Raw genomic sequence first — 16,891 nt, 5'->3', positions numbered from 1 at the left:
TCCTTACGCGTGCCCTAGTCCATCCGACAGCTGGTCGCGGCCAGCTCCCCGTCGAGCCCGTGGATGGCGACCGGCACCGCGCCCGTGGGGTGTTCGGCGTACGCGGCGGTGCACACCAGCTGGCGTACGGCGACGGGGTCGAGGTCCTTCACCCGGGTCGCGACCCGGACCAGGACGACCGGCGCGCCGGCGCTCTTGGAGGGCGTCACATGGACCTCGTAGGCGCCGTGCGGGGCGAGCCGGGTGGTGAGCCCCGCGGCGCGCTCCTTGTCGTCGGGGCCTTCGAGGAGGACGCTGAGCAGCTTGTCGGAGGCGACACGGTAGTTGACGTCGACGGGAGTCGTCGGCTCGATCCGGCCGTCCTCGGTTTCCGTGCCGGGGCCGATTCCGCCGCCGAGGCCGATGTCCCGGGCGACGGGCATGAGCCGTCCGTCCCGGTCGGTGAAGAACAGCAGCATCCGGACGCCGCCGGTCGGGTGCACGGTGACCGGCGCGGGGCCTCCGGCCTCCACGACGTCGCTCTTCTGTATGCCGCAGGCCGCGAGCGACGGCAGGCACAGCAGCGCGGCCAGCCCCAGGCCCCATCCCCGAGCTCCGCCCCCGCCGCCGCCCCCGATCACAGCGGGATCCGCACGGTGAAGACGGCGCCGCCGTCGGGGCGGTTGGCGGCGACGACGGTGCCGCCGTGCAGCCGGACGTTCTCCAGGGTGATGGCGAGGCCGAGGCCGCTGCCCGCCGAGCGGGCGCGGGCCGGGTCGCCCTTGTAGAAGCGGTCGAAGACGTGCGGCAGCACGTCCTCCGGGATGCCCGGGCCCCGGTCGGCGACCTCCGTGACGAGCCGGCCCCCCTCCTCGTACAGCCGGACGGTCACCGGCGGGCCGCCGTGCCGCAGCGCGTTGCCGACGAGGTTCGCGACGACGACGTCGAAGCGGCGCGGGTCGAGCCGGGCGCGGATGCCGTCGGTGAGGTCGGTTTCGACCTGGGCGGAGGCCGGCCCGTGGCCGGTCCAGTGCCGGCTCTGCAGGGTCCTGCGGACCGTCTCCGCCGCGTCCACCTCGTCCGTGTGGAGCTCGGCGGCGCGCGCGTCGAAGCGGGAGATCTCCATCAGGTCCTCGACGAGGACGGCCAGTTTGCCGGTCTCGGAGCTGATCAGCCGCACCGCGCGGGCGGTGTCGGAGTCGAGCGCGCCGGCGTCCTCGTCGAGGACCTCGGTCACGGCGAGCATGCCGGCGAGCGGGGTGCGCAGTTCGTGGGAGACGTCGGAGGCGAAGCGGCGGGCGCGTGCCTCGGCCCGGCGCAGTTCGGCGACGGATCGTTCCAGCGCGGCGGCGGACTCGTTGAAGGTGCGGGCGAGGTCGGCGAGTTCGTCGCTGCCCTTGGCGTGGATACGGGTGTCCAGGCGGCCCCGTCCCATGCTGTGGGCGGCGTGCCGCAGCTCGCGGACCGGGCGCAGCACCCCCCGGGCGGCGAGGAGGGCCGGGACGAGGGCGACGAGCAGGGCGGGCAGGGCGCCGTCGCGGGCGGCGACGACCATGGCCTCGATGTTGGCCTCTTCCTCGCCGAGGTCCATGACCGCGTAGAGGACGAGACCGGTGGGGTGGTCCTCGGGGAGGCCGCGGAAGTTGCCGAAGACGGTGGGGACGGCGACGGTGAGGTACGGGGTGCCGTTCTTGACCACCCGCTGGAAGCTGCCGTGGGTGGCGCCGGGCGCGGTGGCCCGGCGGCGCAGTTCGGGGGTGAGGACGGTCGACCCGGGCCGGTCGGTGGAGGAGACGCGGACGTCGCCGTACTCGGCGTAGACCCGCCAGGGCCGCGGCTTGCCCTGCCGGGCGATGCGCCGCAGCTCGTTCTGCAGCCCGTCGTGGTCGACGGGCAGCTGGACGTTGAGGGTCTCGACCTGCTGGCGGAAGGCGGTGACGGCGGTGTCCTGGGTCTGTTCCAGGATCGCGTTGCGGGCGGCGCGGTAGGTGAGGGCGGCGGTGGTGCCGCAGCCGACGGCGGCGACGAGGAGGAAGGCGAGGACGAGTCGGGTGCGCAGGCCGAAGGGGCGGGGGCGGCGGAGCCGTCCGGGGGGCCGGTCGTCGCCGGGGACGTGGGCTCTCACAGCGGACCGAAGCGGTAGCCGAAGCCGCGCAGGGTCTGGATGTACCGGGGGTCGCCGGGGGTGTCCTCGATCTTGTTGCGGAGGCGGCGGACGCAGGCGTCGACGAGGCGGGCGTCGCCGTGGAAGCTGTGCTCCCAGACGTGTTCGAGGAGCTGTTGGCGGCTGAAGACCTGTTCGGGGGCGGCGGTGAGGTGGAGCAGCAGCTTGAGCTCGGAGGGGGCGAGGGCGATCCGCTCGCCGTTCTTGGCGACGGTGAGTCCGGCCCGGTCGACGGCCAGTTCGCCGTGGAACTCGACGGCGGGGCGGCCGCCGCCGGGCTCCTCGATGCGGCGGAGCACGGCGCGGATGCGGGCCTCGATGACCTCGGTGCGGGCGGGTTTGACGATGTAGTCGTCGGCGCCGGCCTCCAGGCCGATGACGACGTCGAAGTCGTCGCCGCGGGCGGTGAGCATGATGATGGGCAGCTGGCTGGTCTCGCGGACCCGGCGGCAGACCTGGACGCCGTTCATGCCCGGCAGCATCAGGTCGAGCAGCACCAGGTCGGGCCGGAATTCGCCGAGCGCGGCGAGCCCCGCCTCTCCGGTCGCGGCGGTCCGCACCTCGTGTCCCCGGCGCCGGAGTCCGAGCTCGACGCCTTCGCGGACGGCGGGGTCGTCTTCGATCAGCAGCACGCGTGGCATCTGTGGAGTATCCCAAGGTCGAGAGCGTGGGGGCGGGCCGGGTTCGTCGAGGACGGGCGGACCGGGATCGTCGGGGCCGGGCGGGCCGGGTCCGTGGGCGGCGTACCGGCCGTCATCCCCGCCGCCGTACGAGACGGCCCGCGGCGCCCGTGAGCAGGTTCCGCACCTCGGTGAGGCGCAGGGGGCCGGCGAGGAGGGCGAAGACGGTGACGATCGCGAGCGCGCCGGCGAGGCCCGAGGGCACCGGTCCCGCGGGGAGGGTCAGGTCGGCGGTGAGCAGGCCGAGGCCGGTCGCGGGGACGGCGGCCACGAGGAGCCGGAGGAGGGCCGCCCCGGCCCCCGGCCCCTGGGGCGCGGCGCCCGCACGCAGCCGGCGGCCGAGCACGTAGGCGGTCAGCGCCCAGCCCGTCCACAGGGCGAGCGAGTAGCCCGCGGCCATGCCGGCCACGGCCCAGCGGGCGGGCAGGAGGGCGTACGCGCTGACGGCGAGCAGGGCGTTGAGGCCGGCGATGACCAGGTTGAGGAGGAAGGGGGTGCGGGTGTCGCGCAGGGCGTAGAAGGCGCGGGTGCACACGTACTGGCCGGAGAGGGCGACGAGGCCGGGCGCGAGGGCCATGAGGATCCAGGCCATGGAGCGGACCGCGTCGGCGTCGGTCCGGCCGTACTGGAAGACGGTGGTCATCAGCGGGACGGCGAGCGCGAACAGGGCGCAGGCGGCGGGGACGATCGCGGCGGCGCTGGTGCGCTGGGCGTAGGCGACGTCCTTCCGGACGGCCGTGAGGTCGTCCTCCGCCGCGGCGCCGCTCATCCGGGGCATCAGGGCGGTGACGAGGGCGACGGTGACGATGCCGTGGGGGACGGCCCAGAGCAGGTAGGCGTTGTTGTACGCGCTGAGGCCGGCGCCCTCGGCGCGCTGGCCGGCCGCGGTGGCGATCTTCGTCGTGACCCAGTAGGCGGCCTGGTTGGTGAGGACGAGGAGGACCAGCCAGCCGGCCGCCTTCAGCGGCGCGGTGAGCCCGCTGCCGCGCCAGTCGAGGCGCGGGCGCCAGCGGAAGCCGGCCGCCTTCAGCGAGGGCAGGAGGGCGAGGGCCTGGAGGGTGATGCCGGCGGTGGTGCCCCAGCCGAGGAGCGCGGTCTCGCCGGGAGTGAGGGCGCCGCCGTCGGAGAAGGCGAGGAACAGCGCGAAGACGGCGATGACGACGAGGTTGTTGAGGACCGGAGTCCACATCATGGCGCCGAAGCGGCCGCGGGCGTTGAGCACCTGCCCGAGCAGGGTGAACAGGCCGAGGAAGAAGATCTGCGGCAGGCAGGAGCGGGCGAAGGCGACCGTCATCTCGCGCTGGGCGCCGGTGTAGTCGGCGTAGGCGTCGACGATCGCGGGCGCGGCGAGCACGGCGAGGGCCGTCAAGGCGGTGAGGGCGAGCACGCAGAGGGTGAGCAGCCGGTCGGTGTAGGCGACGCCGCCGTCCTCGTGCTCCTTGGCGGCCTTGACGAGCTCGGGCACGAAGACGGCGTTGAGCGCGCCGCCGAGCAGGAGCATGTAGACGATGGTGGGGATGGAGTTGCCGAGCGCGTAGCCGTCGGCGACGAGGCCGGTCCCGATCGCCGCGGCGACGACGGCGGAGCGCGCGAAGCCGGTGGCGCGCGAGACGAGCGAGCCGGCGGCCATGAGCGCGCCGCTGCGCAGCACGGAGGCGCGGGGCGCGGCCTCCGCGGTCGCGCCCTCGGCGGTGGCCGCCTTCGCCCCCGTATCGGCCCCCGTCGTCGCCCCGGCCGTCGCCCCGGTCGTCGCCGCGCCCGGCGTCGTCATCGGCGGGCCAGATACGCCTGGAAGGCGCGGTACAGCGTGTGGTTGGTCGTGCCGGGCAACGGTGTCTCCCACTCCCCCAGGGTTTCGACGACCTGTCCGCCGGTGCCGAGCTTCCAGCGCAGCAGCCCGTGGGCGCGGTCGTCCGGGTCGAGGGTGGAGGGTACCCCGCGCAGGTCGTAGACGTCGGCTCCGAGGGCGTGCGCGTCGAGCATCATGCGCCACTGCAGGGCGTTGGAGGGGCGGACCTCGCGGCGGTGGTCGGCGGAGGCGCCGGTCTGGTACCAGACCCGACGGCCGACGGTGATCATGGTGTGGGCGGCGAGGATCTCGCCCTCGTGGCGGGCGAGGTAGAGCTTCATCCGGCCGGGGTGTTCGGCGTTGAGGACGGCGTACTGGCGCTCGTAGTACGCGAGGGAGCGGCCGAGCCGGAAGCCGTCGCGCCGCTCGGTGACGCCGAGCAGCCGGTGGAACTCGGGCAGGTCGGCGGCGGAGCCCACCACGACCTCGACGCCGGACTTGCGGGCCTTGCGTATGTTGCGCCGCCACTCCTGGTTGAGGCCGGACCACAGCTCGTCGGTCGTACGGCCGGTGAGGGGCACCTGGTAGACGTGGCGGGGCTGGGCGTCGGCGCCGTCGTCGGAGTCTCCGCCGCACTTGCGCCAGCCGCGGGCCCGCAGCCGTTCGGCGACGGCGGAGCCCAGCGGGTCGACCTCGCTGGCGAGGACGTCGGAGAGGCGTCGGCCGGGGCCCGTGTGCGCCTTGAGCGTGGCGGCGCTCCAGCGGCGGTACGCGGGCCCGGGCCCGATGCGTACGGCGAAGACGCCGGCGCCCCGCAGGTGCGCGAGGAGGGGCTGGAGCCAGCCGTCGAGGTCGGGGTCGGCCCAGTCGGCGACGGGGCCTTCGGGGAGGTAGGCGAAGTACTTGCGGGTGCCGGGGAAGGCCCGCAGCAGCACCAGCGCGACACCGCTCAGCTCGCCGTCCCCACGCCCCCAGCCGAGGAGTTGGTGGGTCCAGCCCTCCTTCACCCGCGCCCAGGCGGGGAGTTGGAGGAAGCTCGGCCCGTCGGGGCCGGTGGAGCGGGCGGCGAGGAACGCGCGGTACGCCTCGGGCGTCACGGGCCCGAGGCGGAGGGCGGGGGCCGGGGCGGGCGTGGGTGCGGGCGCGGGCGCGGGCGTCACGAGCATCGCTGACACAACGGGAGCCTCCTTGTTCCGCCCCGGTCGGTGGTGGGGCGCACAGCAGGCTCACAGCCGGTATTGACCGCTCCGCGCGAGGAATGTGACCGGACGATGACCGTTTCTCATCAGCGGTCGTCACATGGGCGCCGGTCCGGGCGCGGGCTGCCGCGGGCGGCCTACAGTCCGATCCATCCCACCTTCTCCGGCTCGACCGGCTCCACCGCGGAGGTCTGTCCCGTGCTGCGGACGCGCATACGCATTCCCCTGTTCCTCCTCACCGCGGCGTCGCTGACCGCCTGTTCGGCGGCGACGGCGGACGACGCGCCGCCACGGGCCGCGGCCTCGCCGGACGTGCCCGCGAAGGTGGCGGTGGCCCCGCCGGTGGCCGGCCGGCCGCTCACGGTGACGGCGAGCGGCGGCACCCTCGCCCGGGTGAAGGTCGTCGACGAGGACGGCGGCGAGCTGGCGGGCCGTACGGCTCCGGGGGGCGCCTCGTGGGTGTCGGACCGCTCGGCGGCGCCCGGCGCGACGTACACGGTGGAGGTGACCTCGCGCGGCAGCGGCGGCAAGGAGTCCACCGCCCGGACCTCCCACTCCCTCCCCGAGGCGGACCGGGTCAACAAGCTGACGCTCGCGCCCGGCAAGAACACGACGGTGGGGATCGCGCAGCCGCTGTCGATCGTGTTCGACCGGCCGGTGAGGAACAAGGCGGAGGTGGAACGCCGGTTGAAGGTCACCACCTCCCAGCCCACCGAGGGCTCGTGGGGCTGGCTGACGGACTACTCGGGCCGGGACCGGGTGGACTGGCGGCCGAAGGAATACTGGAAGCCCGGCACCAAGGTCACCCTCGACGCGACGCTGAACGGTACGGACTCGGGCGGCAGCGGCGGCTGGTTCGTCCGCGACTACCGCACCGGCTTCACGGTCTCCGCCCAGGCCCAGGTGGTGAAGGTCGACCTGGACCGCAAGAAGCTGTCCGTCCTGCACGACGGCCGCACCGTCCGCACGATCCCGGTCTCCGGTGGCACCCCCGGCGCCGACAAGCGCTCCTGGCGGGGCACGGCCGTCCTGATGGCGAAGGAGGGCACGATCCGCATGAACTCCGAGACGGTCGGGCTCGGCGACGCCTACGACAAGATGGTCGACTACTCGATGCGCCTGACCTGGTCGGGCATGTACGCCCACGCCGCCCCCTGGAACGCCGCGTACTTCGGCCGCGCGAACAAGAGCTCCGGCTGCATCGGCATGAGCACCGCCGACGCCTCGTCCTTCTACGCCCTGGTCCGCCCGGGCGACCCCTTCGAGATCAAGGGCGCCGACACCAAGGGCACGGTGGCGGAGGGCAACGGCTACGGGGCGTGGAACGTGTCGTGGACGGACTGGCAGGCGAAGAGCGCGCTGCGATAACCCTTCGACAGCCCGTCGTGGCGGGGGCAGACTTGCGGCGATGACTCGACGAAACGACACGCCTCCCGCCTGGGACGAGCGCACGCAGCTGACCACCTTCCTCGACTACGCCCGCGGCACGGCGCTCGCCAAGTGCGAGGGCGTGTCCGCGGAGGACGCCCGCAAGGCCCCTCTCCCGGGCTCGCCGCTGATGACGATCTGCGGCCTGATCAGCCATCTGCGGTGGGTGGAGCACTGGTGGCTGGACGTGGTCTTCCTCGACGGCGAACTCCAGGGCCCGCTCGCGGAGGCCACCGACGAGGATCCCGACCCCGAGATGCGGACGGCCGTGGACATCCCGCTGGCCCGGCTCCTCGCCGACTACGAGGAGCAGAGCGAGCGCTTCCGCCGCCTGGTCGCCGACCACGACCTGGACACCAAGGCCAAGCGGCCCGTCCGCGACGGCCTCCAGGTGGACCTGCGCTGGATCCTCCTCCACCTCATCGAGGAGACCGCCCGCCACAACGGGCACCTGGACATCCTGCGGGAGCTGCTGGACGGCCGGACGGGGGTCTGAGGCCCCTTTCCCTCGCTCTCTTGCCGAGGTCCTGACCCCTCAGGCAGCAGGGTGGCTGACCCGCATCTCCCACACCAGGACCTCCGCGTCCCCCGTCGCCAGCACCGCCAGGTCCCGCTCCCCCGTCACCCGGGCCGCGTCGCCCGTCGACAGTTCCTCGCCCGCGAGGCGGACCGTGCCCCGGGTCACGTGGACGTAGAGGAGGTCCGCGTCGGGGAGGGCGGACCGGTCGCCGAGGTGCAGGCGGCGGACGTGGAGCAGTGCGCCGGAGGCCGGCAGCGCGTACGGGGTGGCGTCGGCGATGCCGCGCACCACGTCGTACGACGGATCGCCGCCCGGGTCCAGCGGGGCGAGCCACATCTGGACGAAGACGAGCGGGTCGGGGCCGTCGTTGCGCTCGACGTGGCGGACGCCGGCCGCGGCGCTCAGGTGCTGGAGGTCGCCGGGGCGGACGAGGGTGGCACGGCCCGTCGAGTCGCGGTGGGTGAGCTCGCCCTCGACGACCCAGGTGACGATCTCGGTGTGGCTGTGCGGGTGCTCGTCGAAGCCGGCGCCCGGCGCGAGGCGCTCCTCGTTGCAGGCGAGCAGCGCGCCGAAGCGGAGGTTGTCGGGGTCGTAGAACCGGCCGAAGGAGAAGGCGTGCCGGGTGTCGATCCCGGCGTCCGGGTCGCCTCCGGGGTATCGCTCCCCGCCGCGCTGGATGCGTATCACGGGTTTCACGGTAGGTCACGACCGGGGCGAAACCGCCCCGACCCCGCACACGGCCGTCCCGATAAGGCAGTCTTGTCCCCGTGTCTGAACCCGTGAACGCCGCTCACCCCCATTCCGCGACCCTGAAGCGCCTCGAACAGTCCTCCGGGCGGCTCGCCGCCAATGCCATTGCCCGCATGGACGAGACGCTGCCGTGGTACCGGGCGATGCCGCCCGAGAACCGGTCGTGGATCGGTCTGGTCGCGCAGGCCGGCATCGCCGCGTTCACCGAGTGGTTCCGGCACCCGGAGACGCCGCAGGCGATCTCCACCGATGTCTTCGGGACGGCTCCGCGCGAGCTGACCCGGGCGATCACGCTGCGCCAGACCGTGGAGATGGTCCGCACGACGATCGAGGTCATGGAGTCGGCGATCGAGGAGGTCGCGGCGCCGGGTGACGAGAGCGTGCTGCGGGAGGCGCTGCTCGTCTACGCCCGGGAGATCGCGTTCGCCACCGCCCAGGTGTACGCGCAGGCCGCCGAGGCCCGCGGCGCGTGGGACGCCCGGCTGGAGTCGCTCGTCGTCAACGCGGTGCTGTCGGGCGAGGCCGACGAGGGCGCGGTGTCCCGGGCCGCCGCCCTCGGCTGGAACTCGCCGGAGAACGTGTGCGTGGTGCTCGGCACGGCACCCGACGGTGACAGCGAGCTGACCGTGGAGGCGATCCGGCGGGCCGCCCGGCACGCCAAGCTCCAGGTCCTCACCGGTGTCCTCGGCGACCGGCTGGTCGTCATCGCGGGCGGCAACGACAATCCGCTGGCCGTCGCCAAGGCCCTGATCGGGCCGTACGCGGCCGGGCCGGTCGTCGCCGGTCCGGTGGTCCCCGACCTGCTGGCGGCGACGCGGTCCGCGCAGGCCGCGGCGGCCGGCCTCAAGGCCTGTACGGCCTGGCAGGACGCCCCGCGTCCGGTCCTCGCGGACGATCTCCTTCCGGAGCGCGCGATCGCCTCCGACCCTTCGGCCCGTGAGCAGTTGGTGGAGGAGATCTACAGACCGCTGGAGGAGGCGGGCTCGGCCCTGCTGGAGACGCTGAGCGTCTACCTGGAGCAGGCGAGCAGCCTGGAGGGCGCGGCACGCATGCTGTTCGTGCATCCCAACACCGTGCGCTACCGGCTTCGACGTGTGACCGATGTCACCGGCTGGTCACCCTCCGATGTGCGTTCCGCCTTCACCCTGCGGATCGCGCTGATCCTCGGGCGCTTGGCCGAGGCGGAGACGCAGTCCTAGACTTTTGTCGAACACCAACAATTCGACCGACGGTTCTTCGTCCTTGTCCCCACGGGCGCCCAGGACCGTCCACAAGAGAGAGTGTGAGGGTGCTCGTACTCGTCGCTCCCGGCCAAGGCGCCCAGACGCCCGGCTTCCTGACTCCCTGGCTCGAACTCCCCGGTGCCGCCGACCGCGTCGCGGCCTGGTCCGACGCCATCGGGCTCGACCTTGCCCACTACGGCACGAAGGCGGACGCGGACGAGATCCGCGACACCGCCGTGGCCCAGCCGCTGCTCGTCGCCGCGGGTCTGCTGTCCGCCACCGCCCTCGGTGAGCTGTCCCCCGGCGCCGTCGCCGGCCACAGCGTCGGCGAGATCACCGCGGCCGCGTTCGCGGGCGTCCTCGACGACACCGCCGCGCTGCGTCTCGTACGGACGCGTGGTCTGGCGATGGCCGAGGCCGCCGCGATCACCGCGACCGGCATGTCGGCGCTGCTCGGCGGCGAACCCGAGGTGGTCGTCCCCCACCTCGAGAAGCTGGGCCTCACCCCCGCGAACGTCAACGGCGCCGGCCAGATCGTGGCCGCCGGCACGCTGGAGCAGCTGGCCGCCCTGGCCGAGGACAAGCCCGAAGGCGTCCGCCGGGTCGTCCCGCTGAAGGTCGCCGGCGCGTTCCACACGCACCACATGGCCCCGGCGGTCGCGACGCTGGAGGCGGCGGCAAAGGAGCTGTCCCCGGCGGACCCGGCCGTGCGTTACGTGTCCAACAAGGACGGCCAGGTGGTCACCGGCGGCGCGGAGGTCATCGCCCGCCTGGTCGGCCAGGTCGCCAACCCGGTCCGCTGGGACCTGTGCATGGAGACCTTCAAGGAGCTCGGCGTGACCGGCCTGGTCGAGGTGTGCCCCGGCGGCACCCTGACCGGCCTCGCCAAGCGCGCCCTGCCCGGTGTCCGCACCGTGGCCCTGAAGACCCCGGACGACCTCGACGCGGCCCGCACGCTCGTCGCTGAGACGACCACGGCCTGACAAGGAGTGTCGAGAAGCATGGCGAAGATCAAGCCCAGTAAGGGTGCCCCGTACGCGCGCATCCTCGGCGTCGGCGGCTACCGCCCGACGCGTGTGGTGCCCAACGAGGTGATCCTCGAGAAGATCGACTCGTCCGACGAGTGGATCCGTTCGCGCTCCGGGATCTCGACCCGTCACTGGGCGTCCCCCGAGGAGACCGTCACCGCGATGTCGGTGGAGGCCTCGGGCAAGGCCATCGCCGACGCCGGGATCGCCCCCGAGCAGATCGGCGCGGTCATCGTCTCCACGGTCTCGCACTTCAAGCAGACCCCGGCCGTGGCCACCGAGATCGCCGACAAGATCGGCGCCGGCAAGCCCGCCGCGTTCGACATCTCCGCCGGCTGCGCGGGCTTCGGCTACGGTCTGACCCTCGCCAAGGGCCTGATCGTCGAGGGTTCGGCCGACTACGTCCTGGTCATCGGCGTGGAGCGGCTGAGCGACCTGACGGACCTGGAGGACCGCGCGACGGCCTTCCTGTTCGGCGACGGCGCCGGCGCCGTGGTCGTCGGCCCCTCGGACGAGCCGCACATCGGCCCCACGGTGTGGGGTTCGGAGGGCGACAAGTCCGAGACCATCAAGCAGACCGTGCCGTGGAACGAGTTCCACGTCGGCGACGTGTCGAAGCTGCCCCTCAACGAGCAGGGCGAGATCAAGTTCCCGGCCATCACGCAGGAGGGCCAGGCGGTGTTCCGCTGGGCCGTCTTCGAGATGGCGAAGGTCGCCCAGCAGGCGCTGGACGCCGCCGGAATCTCGGCGGACGACCTGGACGTCTTCATTCCGCACCAGGCGAACATGCGGATCATCGACTCGATGGTGAAGACACTGAAGCTGCCGGAGCACGTCACGGTCGCCCGTGACGTGGAGACCACCGGCAACACCTCGGCCGCCTCGATCCCGCTCGCGATGGAGCGGCTCCTGGCGACCGGCAAGGCGAAGAGCGGCGACACGGCGCTCATCATCGGCTTCGGGGCGGGTCTCGTCTTCGCCGCGACGGTCGTTACTCTCCCCTAGGCACGCCGGATCTTCCGGAAGCCCTTTTTCCTCAGCACACACAAGAAGGAGCGCCACCATGGCCTTCACCCAGGATGAGATCGTCGAGGGTCTCGCCGAGATCGTGAACGAGATCGCCGGCATTCCGGTCGAGGACGTCCAGCTGGACAAGTCCTTCACCGACGACCTGGACGTCGACTCCCTGTCCATGGTCGAGGTCGTCGTGGCCGCCGAAGAGCGCTTCGACGTCAAGATCCCCGACGAGGACGTCAAGAACCTCAAGACCGTCGGCGACGCGACCGACTACATCCTGAAGCACCAGGACTGACCCGGTCCCTGCTGACTCGGTGAGCCACCCAGCGGTGGCGCCGTTTTTCGACCATCACACACATGGAGAAAGAATTCCTGTGAGCTCGACCAATCGCACCGTGGTCGTCACCGGTATCGGCGCAACCACTCCGCTGGGTGGCGACTCCGCATCGACCTGGGAGGGTCTGATCGCGGGACGCTCCGGCGTCAAGCCCCTGGAGGGCGAGCGCTTCGAGGAGCTGCCCGTCCGGATCGCCGCGCGCGCCGCGGTGGACCCCTCCGAGGTTCTGCCCCGCCCGCTGGCCCGCAAGCTGGACCGCTCGGCGCAGTTCGCGCTGATCGCGGCCCGTGAGGCGTGGGCCGACGCGGGCTTCACCGCCCCGGCCGAGGAGGGCGGCGAGGTCGTGCCCGAGCGGCTCGGCTCCGTCATCGCCTCCGGCATCGGCGGTGTCACCACCCTGCTCGACCAGTACGACGTGCTGAAGGACTCCGGCGTCCGCCGGGTCTCCCCGCACACCGTGCCGATGCTGATGCCCAACAGCCCCTCCGCCAACGTGGGTCTGGAGGTGAACGCCCGGGCGGGCGTGCACACCCCGGTCTCCGCCTGCGCGTCGGGTGCCGAGGCGATCGGCTACGCCGTCGAGATGATCCGTACCGGCCGTGCCGACGTGGTCGTCGCGGGCGGCACCGAGGCGGCGATCCACCCGCTGCCGATCGCGGCCTTCGCCAACATGATGGCGATGTCCAAGAGCAACGACGAGCCCGAGAAGGCCTCGCGCCCCTACGACAAGGCCCGTGACGGCTTCGTCCTGGGCGAGGGCGCGGGCGTGATCGTGATCGAGTCCGAGGAGCACGCGAAGGCGCGCGGCGCGCGGATCTACTGCGAGGTGCTGGGCCAGGGCCTGTCGGCCGACAGCCACCACATCGCGCAGCCCGAGCCGACCGGCCGGGGCATCGCCGCGGCGCTGCAGAACCTCCTGGACGCGACGGACCTCAAGCCGTCCGAGGTCGTCCACCTCAACGCCCACGCCACGTCGACCCCGCAGGGCGACGTCGCCGAGATCAAGGCGCTGCGCAAGGTCCTGGGCGACGACCTGGACCACGTGGCGGTCTCCGCGACGAAGTCGATGACGGGTCACCTCCTGGGCGGCGCGGGCGGCATCGAGACCGTCGCGACGGTCCTGGCCCTGCACCACCGGCTGGCCCCGCCGACCATCAACGTCGACGACCTGGACCCCGAGGTGGACGCCGACATCGTCCGCGAGGCGCCGCGCGAGCTGCCGCAGGGCACGATCGCCGCGATCAACAACAGCTTCGGCTTCGGCGGCCACAACGTGGTGCTCGCGTTCCGCACCGTGTGACGCCGTCGCGTCCGTCCCCGAAGGCCCCCTGCCGGAACGTCTCGGCAGGGGGCCTTCGGGGTTTGCGGCAGAGGTCAGCGGATCGCGAAGACGCCCGGCTCGCCTCCCGTCGAGATGTGGTTGACGACGACGTGGCCACCGCTCACCGGCAGGAGCTCGGGATAGATCGACACGTGCTCCGCGCCCCCCAGGGGCGTGATCTCGCCGCGTACGGCGCCGGTGGCGGGGTCGAGCAGGACGATGTCCGAGCCCCCGCCCTCTTCGAGGGCGCCGATCGTGCCGTCGGGCTCACGGGTGAGCGCTGCGATCCGGATCCGCTCGGTCTTGTGCGTCCACACCTTCCGGCCACCCTTCAGGGAGTACGCGACGACCGTCTTCGCCACGGACGAGCTGTGCTCCGCACGGGCGACCAGCAGGCCGCCGAGGACGAGGGGGCGGTCGCGGTCGAAGGCGACGACGGTGCCGTCGGGGCCCGTCAGGGGCACGGTCGCCGTGAGCGTGCCGGAGTCGTCGAAGCCGAGCAGGGCCGAGGTGCCGCGTTCGTCCGCCTCGTGGAGGGCCACGACGGCGGGCGCCACGGACACCACCCGGGCGGTGGCGTCGGACTCGACGGAAAGCACCCGGACCCAGTGTTCCCTGCCGGTGGCGGTGTCGAGGGCGATCAGCCGGGCGCCCGTGCCGCACTGCTCGACGAGCAGGGTGCGGGCCGCGGTCGCGTCGGCCGCGAGGATCTCGCAGTCCTCGCCGAGTGCGCGCTGCCAGCGCTGTTCGCCGCTCTCGGCGGAGCGGCCGCGGACGGCGCGGTCCTCGACGGCGACCGCGACGGTGCCGCCGACGGCGACCGCCTTCCCGGTGATGCCGTCCCCGCCGACGGGCCGCTGCCACAGGACCTTGCCGGTGGCGGTGTGGACGGCGACGAGGGTGGCGCAGGGCTGGTGGTGGCGTCCGTACGCGATGAGGCCGACGCTCCCCTCGGCGCGCGGGCTCATCGCGCAGACGGCCTGGCGGGTGGGCGCGGGGAGGTTCCAGCGCGGTCCGCCGTCGCGGGCGTCGTAGGCGTGGAGGCCGTCGAGCCGGCCGTGGACCACGGCGTCGCCCAGGCCCCAGGCGCCGGGGCCCTCGTCGTCACCGGCCGCCGGCGTCTTCCAGGCGACGGAGGGCCGGGCGGCGGGTGCCTTGCCTCCGGTGTCGCCGGCGCCTCCGGCGGCCCGGTCCTCCTCATCGCCCGGCCACCAGCCCACGCCCCAGGCCCCGGCGACCAGGCCGAGGCACACCGCGAGGACGACGGCGGCCCGCTCGACGGCGCCGAGGCGGTGGCCGCCGCGGCCCGCCACCGCCCGGTCGCCCTGATCGGCACCGTCGCTCTGCCCCGCACCGCCCTGCCCCGCGCCGTCCTGCTTGGGGTCCTTCGGCGCCGTGACCCGTACCCGAGGTTCGGCGCCACCCCGCCCCGGTGCCTCGCCCGCGACCGGAACCGCGTCCTCGGGGCCGCTCGCCGCACCGATCCCGGCCCGCCTCGCGGCCGTGCCGTGCGCCTACGCCAGCCGACCCACCGTCAGCAGGCCCGCACCGACGAGGAGCCACCACCACACGGTGCCGTCCGGCGGGCTGCCGGTGCACTCGTACCGCATCTCGCCGAGGCCGCGCACCGCGAAGCCGCCGAGCATCACCGCCGCCGCGCCGAACGCGGCCCCGGACAGCAGAACGGCGGCCGTCCCGGCCGCCGTGCGTACACGCATCACCCACCCCCACCCGGGCCCACCCCCTGTGGGCCCCGGCGGGGAATCTAGACCACCTGGTGGAGCCACCGCACCGGAGCGCCCTCGCCCGCGTAGCGGAAGGGCTCCAGCTCGTCGTCCCAGGGCTTGCCGAGGAGCCGGGCGATCTCGGCCTCCAGGACCGTCTCGCCCTGGGCCGCCCGGGCGAGGGCGGCGCGGAGCCGGTCCTCGGGGACGAGGATGTCGCCGTGGATGCCGGTGACGGCATGGAAGATGCCGAGTTCGGGGGTGGCGCTGTAGCGCTCGCCCTCCGCGGTGGGGCAGGGCTCGGCGGTGACCTCGAAGCGGAGCATCTGCCAGCCGCGCAGGGCGGAGGCGAGTCTGGAGGCGGTGCCGGTCTGGCCCTGCCAGGAGAACTCCGCTCTCCAGGTCCCGGGGGACGCCGGCTGTCGGATCCAGTCGAGCTGGACCCTCGCACCGAGGACGCCCGCGACCGCCCATTCGACGTGCGGGCAGAGCGCGCGCGGTGCGGAGTGTACGTACAGGACTCCACGTGTCGTCACCGGGACCTCCAGTGTGGGACGAGGTTCGCCTTTTCCCAGCGGCCTCAGTAAACAACATCACGAAGAAGGGACTTCGCAAACCCCCAAAAAGGGGACAGCATGTGACGTGATGTAATTTACCGGAGCCGATCGGCAGAGGCGCCTCTGGTTCGACGGGGGAAAAGCTACCGTGCCGCGCCCGCGTCGGGGTGACGTACGGTCGGTCAGGGGCGGGTGGACACCAAGCTTTCACTCGCCAGGACGCCGAGGAGGGGCCCCGGGATGCGTGGGCGACGACGTTTCCGTACCACCGCCGCGGCGGTGGCGCTGCTGTGCGCGGCGACGCTCGCCGGCGGCTGCGCCGCGGACCCGTCACCGGCGCCCTCCACGAAGCAGGCCGCCGGGCAGACCGCCGGGCGGACCGCGAAACCCGCACCGACACCGACAGCGACGCCGGCACCGGTGTGGAACGCCTCCCCCGGTTCGGTCGCCGCCGTCGGCGACTCCATCACCCGCGCCTTCGACGCCTGTACGGTCCTGGCGGACTGCCCGGAGGTGTCCTGGGCGACGGGCACGGACGCCACGGTCAACAGTCTCGCGCTGCGGCTGCTCGGCCCGGAGCGGGTGGCCGCGAGGAGCTGGAACCTGGCGCGCAGCGGGGCGCGGATGGCGCAGCTGCCGGAGCAGATGGCCGCGGCGGCGGCCCGGCGGCCGGAGTTGGTGACGGTGATGATGGGCGCGAACGACGCCTGCCGGGCCGGTGTGGCGGAGATGACGCCGGTCGAGGAGTTCCGCGCCTCCTTCAGGGCGGCGCTGGCCCGGCTGCGGGCGGGGGCGCCGAAGGCGCAGGTGTACGTGGCGAGCGTGCCGGACCTGCAGCGGCTGTGGTCGACCGGCCGGGTCAGTCCGGCGGGACTTCGGGTGTGGCGCCTCGGCGTCTGCGCCTCGATGCTGGCGGACGCCGAGGATCTCGGCCCGGCGGCCGAGGCGCGCCGGACGAAGGTGCGGGACCGGGTGGTGGCGTACAACAGGGTCCTCCGGGAGGAGTGCGCGAAGGACACGCGTTGCCGTGACGACGGCGGGGCGGTCTTCGGTTTCGCCTTCGACGGTACGCAGCTGAGCCCCTGGGACTGGTTCCATCCGAGCCGGGACGGCCAGGCGCGGCTCGCGGAGATCGCGTACCGGCAGATCACCCGCGGCTAGCTGCCCTGACGGTG

17 protein-coding genes are annotated in these 16,891 nt (G+C 73.3%); 8 read left to right on the top strand and 9 right to left on the bottom strand.

What is annotated here, in order from left to right; all coding sequences use genetic code 11:
* Window positions 1-14: 14 nt before the first annotated feature.
* From ACFY7C_RS11735 to ACFY7C_RS11715, 5 genes are all read right to left on the bottom strand, one after another.
* On the bottom strand, window positions 15-620 hold the full coding sequence (locus tag ACFY7C_RS11735) for a hypothetical protein (RefSeq protein WP_389647546.1): 606 nt from the start codon (window positions 618-620) through the stop codon (window positions 15-17).
* Window positions 617-2,104: an ATP-binding protein gene (locus ACFY7C_RS11730; protein ID WP_389647543.1), complete on the bottom strand. Its 1,488-nt coding sequence runs from the start codon at window positions 2,102-2,104 to the stop codon at window positions 617-619. The genes ACFY7C_RS11735 and ACFY7C_RS11730 overlap by 4 nt, the downstream gene beginning before the upstream one ends.
* Window positions 2,101-2,784, bottom strand: coding sequence for a response regulator (locus ACFY7C_RS11725; protein WP_389647540.1), 684 nt, complete (start codon window positions 2,782-2,784; stop codon window positions 2,101-2,103). The genes ACFY7C_RS11730 and ACFY7C_RS11725 overlap by 4 nt, the downstream gene beginning before the upstream one ends.
* 112 nt (window positions 2,785-2,896) lie before the next feature.
* Window positions 2,897-4,594 (bottom strand): murein biosynthesis integral membrane protein MurJ, encoded by a 1,698-nt coding sequence (gene murJ / locus ACFY7C_RS11720; protein ID WP_389647537.1) that lies wholly within the window; start codon window positions 4,592-4,594, stop codon window positions 2,897-2,899.
* Window positions 4,591-5,787, bottom strand: coding sequence for a lipid II:glycine glycyltransferase FemX (locus ACFY7C_RS11715; protein WP_389647534.1), 1,197 nt, complete (start codon window positions 5,785-5,787; stop codon window positions 4,591-4,593). The genes murJ and ACFY7C_RS11715 overlap by 4 nt, the downstream gene beginning before the upstream one ends.
* Before the next feature lie 222 nt (window positions 5,788-6,009).
* Here ACFY7C_RS11715 and ACFY7C_RS11710 point away from each other — a divergent pair, with 222 nt between their 5' ends.
* Together ACFY7C_RS11710 and ACFY7C_RS11705 are read left to right on the top strand one after the other, a co-directional pair.
* Window positions 6,010-7,179: an Ig-like domain-containing protein gene (locus ACFY7C_RS11710; protein ID WP_389647531.1), complete on the top strand. Its 1,170-nt coding sequence runs from the start codon at window positions 6,010-6,012 to the stop codon at window positions 7,177-7,179.
* A 40-nt stretch (window positions 7,180-7,219) separates the two neighbouring features.
* On the top strand, window positions 7,220-7,735 hold the full coding sequence (locus ACFY7C_RS11705; RefSeq protein ID WP_389647528.1) for a DinB family protein: 516 nt from the start codon (window positions 7,220-7,222) through the stop codon (window positions 7,733-7,735).
* A 39-nt stretch (window positions 7,736-7,774) separates the two neighbouring features.
* Here ACFY7C_RS11705 and ACFY7C_RS11700 read toward each other — a convergent pair whose 3' ends face one another.
* Window positions 7,775-8,446, bottom strand: coding sequence for a pirin family protein (locus tag ACFY7C_RS11700; protein WP_389647525.1), 672 nt, complete (start codon window positions 8,444-8,446; stop codon window positions 7,775-7,777).
* An 80-nt stretch (window positions 8,447-8,526) separates the two neighbouring features.
* Here ACFY7C_RS11700 and fasR point away from each other — a divergent pair, with 80 nt between their 5' ends.
* From fasR to fabF, 5 genes are all read left to right on the top strand, one after another.
* Window positions 8,527-9,708: a fatty acid biosynthesis transcriptional regulator FasR gene (fasR, locus tag ACFY7C_RS11695; RefSeq protein WP_389647522.1), complete on the top strand. Its 1,182-nt coding sequence runs from the start codon at window positions 8,527-8,529 to the stop codon at window positions 9,706-9,708.
* Between the two features lie 89 nt (window positions 9,709-9,797).
* A complete protein-coding gene (locus tag ACFY7C_RS11690; RefSeq protein WP_389647519.1) occupies window positions 9,798-10,715 on the top strand; it encodes an ACP S-malonyltransferase in 918 nt (305 codons plus the stop codon).
* 18 nt (window positions 10,716-10,733) lie between these two features.
* The gene (locus ACFY7C_RS11685) at window positions 10,734-11,765 is read left to right on the top strand and encodes a ketoacyl-ACP synthase III (protein WP_389647516.1); all 1,032 of its coding nucleotides are present in this window, start codon (window positions 10,734-10,736) and stop codon (window positions 11,763-11,765) included.
* A gap of 58 nt (window positions 11,766-11,823) precedes the next feature.
* Window positions 11,824-12,072, top strand: coding sequence for an acyl carrier protein (locus ACFY7C_RS11680; protein WP_389647513.1), 249 nt, complete (start codon window positions 11,824-11,826; stop codon window positions 12,070-12,072).
* Window positions 12,073-12,151: 79 nt separating this feature from the next.
* Window positions 12,152-13,414 carry a beta-ketoacyl-ACP synthase II gene (gene fabF, locus ACFY7C_RS11675; RefSeq protein WP_389647510.1) on the top strand — a complete coding sequence of 421 codons (1,263 nt, stop codon included), beginning with the start codon at window positions 12,152-12,154 and terminating at the stop codon, window positions 13,412-13,414.
* 74 nt (window positions 13,415-13,488) lie between these two features.
* Here fabF and ACFY7C_RS11670 read toward each other — a convergent pair whose 3' ends face one another.
* From ACFY7C_RS11670 to ACFY7C_RS11660, 3 genes are all read right to left on the bottom strand, one after another.
* A complete protein-coding gene (locus ACFY7C_RS11670; RefSeq protein WP_389647507.1) occupies window positions 13,489-14,748 on the bottom strand; it encodes a PQQ-binding-like beta-propeller repeat protein in 1,260 nt (419 codons plus the stop codon).
* A gap of 201 nt (window positions 14,749-14,949) precedes the next feature.
* The gene (locus tag ACFY7C_RS11665) at window positions 14,950-15,153 is read right to left on the bottom strand and encodes a hypothetical protein (RefSeq protein WP_389647504.1); all 204 of its coding nucleotides are present in this window, start codon (window positions 15,151-15,153) and stop codon (window positions 14,950-14,952) included.
* Between the two features lie 47 nt (window positions 15,154-15,200).
* Window positions 15,201-15,695, bottom strand: coding sequence for a DUF3145 domain-containing protein (locus tag ACFY7C_RS11660; RefSeq protein WP_389647501.1), 495 nt, complete (start codon window positions 15,693-15,695; stop codon window positions 15,201-15,203).
* Window positions 15,696-15,956: 261 nt separating this feature from the next.
* Between ACFY7C_RS11660 and ACFY7C_RS11655 the strand changes: the two genes are divergently transcribed.
* Entirely contained in the window at window positions 15,957-16,877 is a 921-nt protein-coding gene (locus ACFY7C_RS11655; RefSeq protein ID WP_389647498.1) for an SGNH/GDSL hydrolase family protein, read from the top strand.
* Window positions 16,878-16,891: the final 14 nt, after the last annotated feature.

This window comes from Streptomyces sp. NPDC012769, from assembly GCF_042901205.1.
Lineage (GTDB): Bacteria > Actinomycetota > Actinomycetes > Streptomycetales > Streptomycetaceae > Streptomyces.
The sequence above is the reverse complement of the archived record's forward strand: the minus strand, read 5'-3'. Positions and strand labels throughout refer to the sequence as shown.

What these genes read in the sequence shown, in the direction of transcription:
- ACFY7C_RS11705 (WP_389647528.1), top strand. Translation starts at nt 7,220, where the DNA reads ATGACTCGACGAAACGACACGCCTCCCGCCTGGGACGAGCGCACGCAG.
- ACFY7C_RS11680 (WP_389647513.1), top strand. Translation starts at nt 11,824, where the DNA reads ATGGCCTTCACCCAGGATGAGATCGTCGAGGGTCTCGCCGAGATCGTG.
- ACFY7C_RS11685 (WP_389647516.1), top strand. Translation starts at nt 10,734, where the DNA reads ATGGCGAAGATCAAGCCCAGTAAGGGTGCCCCGTACGCGCGCATCCTC.
- ACFY7C_RS11665 (WP_389647504.1), bottom strand. Translation starts at nt 15,153, where the DNA reads ATGCGTGTACGCACGGCGGCCGGGACGGCCGCCGTTCTGCTGTCCGGG.
- ACFY7C_RS11655 (WP_389647498.1), top strand. Translation starts at nt 15,957, where the DNA reads ATGCGTGGGCGACGACGTTTCCGTACCACCGCCGCGGCGGTGGCGCTG.
- ACFY7C_RS11725 (WP_389647540.1), bottom strand. Translation starts at nt 2,784, where the DNA reads ATGCCACGCGTGCTGCTGATCGAAGACGACCCCGCCGTCCGCGAAGGC.
- murJ (WP_389647537.1), bottom strand. Translation starts at nt 4,594, where the DNA reads ATGACGACGCCGGGCGCGGCGACGACCGGGGCGACGGCCGGGGCGACG.